This is a genomic window from Microbacterium sp. 69-7 (genome assembly GCF_001897985.1).
Classification (GTDB): Bacteria; Actinomycetota; Actinomycetes; order Actinomycetales; family Microbacteriaceae; genus Microbacterium; species Microbacterium laevaniformans.
In genome coordinates, this window is the sequence record NZ_MKRU01000072.1 from 8129 (window position 1) to 10824 (window position 2696).

At 64.8% G+C, this 2696-nt stretch carries 3 protein-coding genes; all 3 read left to right on the top strand.

All coding sequences use genetic code 11. The features are described from left to right. On the top strand, nucleotides 1-947 hold a 947-nt coding region (gene lnt, locus BGN98_RS06715), incomplete at its 5' end, for an apolipoprotein N-acyltransferase (RefSeq protein WP_288120374.1). Beyond that, nucleotides 940-1959, top strand: coding sequence for a c-type cytochrome biogenesis protein CcsB (ccsB, locus tag BGN98_RS06720; RefSeq protein WP_036291081.1), 1020 nt, complete (start codon nucleotides 940-942; stop codon nucleotides 1957-1959). The genes lnt and ccsB, both read left to right, overlap by 8 nt. Nucleotides 1960-2185: 226 nt before the next feature. Continuing rightward, nucleotides 2186-2696 (top strand): signal peptidase II (locus BGN98_RS06725; RefSeq protein ID WP_288120376.1); only part of this gene is annotated, 511 nt, incomplete at its 3' end.

Sequence of the window (2696 nt, forward strand, 5' to 3'; positions counted from 1 at the left end):
CCGCGGGAATCGTGACCGCCCTGGTGATCGTCCCGCAGTTCCCGACCGGGGATGTCGGCCGGTTGGACATCGGATGGGTGCAGGGCAACGGGCCCTCCGGGTACTTCGACGACCGTGCCCCAGGGGATGTGCTTGCCGCGCAGACGGCCGCGACCGAACCCCTGGTGGGAGAACGCATGGATCTGCTGGTGTGGCCCGAGGGTGCCGTCGACAGCGACCCCCTTACCGACCCGGCCACCGCTCGACGCCTCAACAATCTCGTCGCCCGGGTCGGCGCCCCGCTACTGACCAACGCCGCCACCGCGCGCGGCGGTGACGTGTTCAACACCTCGATGCTGTGGGACGGGCAGGGCACCCCGCAGTTGCATGACAAGGTCAACCCCGTCCCGTTTGGCGAGTACGTCCCGGACCGGTGGTTCTACGAGCGGATCGCGCCCGACCTGATCGGAATGATCCAACGCGAATACACCCCCGGACAGAACCCCCCGTTCGTGACCGTCGACGGGGTGAAAGTCGGACTGGCGATCTGCTTCGACGTCATCTACGACGCCGTCATCTGGGACGGCGCCCGCCAGGGCGCTCAGGTCTACGTGTTTCAGACCAACAACGCCGATTTCCGCGGCACCGACGAGAATCTTCAACAGCTCGCGTTCGCCCGGATGCGTGCGATCGAGACCGGCCGTGCCGTGGTGAACGTCTCCACCGTCGGCACCAGCCAAGTCATCGCCCCGGACGGGCAGATCATCGACGGTGCCGGGGTCGACCAGGCGGCTGCGGCGATCACCCGCGTTCCGCTGCGCGAGGGCCTCACCCCCGCCGTCATGCTCGGCGGTGCTCTCACCGCCCTGATCGCCCTCAGTGCGATCACGGGTTTAACCATCGCTGGATTCAGACACCGGCGCTATCACTACCGACCCCAAACCGCACGAGGAGCGACCGATGCCTGACCCCGAATCCCTTACCTTCGACAGCATCTCCCTGCTGGTGGTGTGGACGGCAATCGCCGTGTACCTCCTCGCGTTCGTGGCCTACGCCATCGACCTCGCGCAACGATCGGTGCGCCGCGACGAGGTCCAGCGGGCCCGCGCACTCGTGACCGCGGGCGGCGGAGACACACACAGCGGAGCGGGCGTTGGACGCACCGCGCTGAATGAGGTCCGCACCCGTCCGGAGCAGCGGCAGCGTCTGCTCTGGGCGCGCATCGGCACCGTCCTGACCGGGTTCGCGTTCGTCTTCCACCTTGCTGGGACCATCGGGCGAGGGCTCGCCGCGGAACGGGTCCCGTGGGCCAACATGTACGAGTTCGCGCTCACCGGGACATTACTGATCGTCGCCGTCTACCTGATCGTGCTCCGCAGATACGACTTACGCTTCCTGGGCTCCTTCCTCATCGGCATGGTCGCGTTGCTCCTCGGCGGGGCGACTCTTGCGTTCTATGTCGAAGTCACCCCGCTGATGGACCCGCTCAAAAGCGTGTGGCTCATCATCCACGTCTTCGTAGCCTCGCTCGGCACGGCCCTGTTCGCGATCTCCTGCGGTCTCTCCGCCACGCAACTCCTGCAAGCCCGACGAGAACGACGGGCGTCAGGAAAGGGTGGTGAGGACGCGAAGCGGTCCGGCCTGGGGTATCTGCGCACGCTTCCCACCGCGGAGGCACTGGAGTCTCTGGCGTACCGGTTCGCGATCGTCGGGTTCATCTTCTGGACCTTCACCCTGATCGCCGGATCAATCTGGGCCAACGACTCCTGGGGTCGCTACTGGGGATTCGACACTAAGGAAGTCTGGACCTTCGTGATCTGGGTTCTTTACGCCGGCTACATCCACGCCCGCGCAACCCGTGGCTGGCGGGGAACCCGATCCGCATGGCTGTCGATTATCGGCTTCACCGCCGTCCTGTTCAACTTCACCATCGTCAACATGTTCTTCAAAGGCCTGCACGCCTACTCCGGCCTCACCTGACCTCTACCACTTGACAGGATTACCGCATGCCCACACCGTTGCTCGTTTCGGAGCTTCGCAATATCTCCCCATGGCCGTCTGTGCAAATGGACTGCACCTGGCGGCGTTGCCAAAGTCTCCCCTCCGTGGGCCGAGGCGCACAATGATGCGCAGTCGGAGCCGGAGGCTAGCCGTCGCGTGCCTAGTCGCGCTCACCATGGCTCTCGTAGACCAGGGCACGAAGGCCATGGCGCTCGGGCAGCTGAGCGAGGAACAACGCATTCCGCTGATCGGCGACCTGCTGGGCCTGCAACTGGCATTCAACCCCGGCACGATCATGTCTCTCGGATCAAACAGCACATGGGTGTTCACCGTGATCGGAATCGCGGCAGCGATCGTGCTGTTCTATGCCGCCTGGCGGGCGACCTCCATGGCGTGGGCGATCGCGATCGGATTCGTCTGGGGTGGAGCGGTCGGCAACCTCATCGACCGCCTATTCGCCCCTCCCGGATTCGGTCACGGCCACGTCACCGACTTCCTCGCCTATGGCAACCTCTTCATTGGAAACCTCGCCGACATCTTCATCGGAATCGGCGTCGGCCTCGGTATCCTCCAGATGCTCCGCAGCCACCGATCCCAGTTGCGCTCCAGGGGCTTGACCCCTGATCTTGGACACGCTGATTCCAGCACGATGCTGGGGAAGCGAGAATCTGAGGGATGGCAAGGAAGAACTACACGGACGAGTTCCGGCAGCGTGC